The organism is Bacillus sp. SIMBA_154, from assembly GCF_046536015.1.
Taxonomy (GTDB): domain Bacteria; phylum Bacillota; class Bacilli; order Bacillales; family Bacillaceae; genus Bacillus; species Bacillus pumilus_P.
Genome location: NZ_JAWJBV010000185.1, coordinates 1 through 281, shown reverse-complemented (window position 1 = coordinate 281; position 281 = coordinate 1). Strand labels below are relative to the sequence as shown.

Sequence of the window (281 nt, the reverse complement as noted above, 5' to 3'; positions counted from 1 at the left end):
TAAGCAGTGAGACGATGATAAAAAATATCGAATCGATTTATCAAAATACCATCAAGCTCGGAGGGAGATCATGAAACATGAACATGCAGCCGTTGTACTTGATTTCAGTGCAAACGGGATTGGGATCATTCGCAGCCTGGCCCGAAGAGGAATCGATGTTTACGCGTTTGACACGGAGGGACCTTATCGTATCGGAAAATCAAGATTGGCAGATTGCGGGATATGTCCCAGCCCTTTAACACAAGAGGAAGAACTGCTGACATTTCTGACTGATTTCGGGA

At 44.8% G+C, this 281-nt stretch carries 1 pseudogene; it reads left to right on the top strand.

The features are described from left to right. Window positions 1-70: 70 nt before the first annotated feature. Window positions 71-281 (top strand): annotated as a pseudogene (locus tag R0K30_RS21665) (hypothetical protein); the annotation flags it as partial.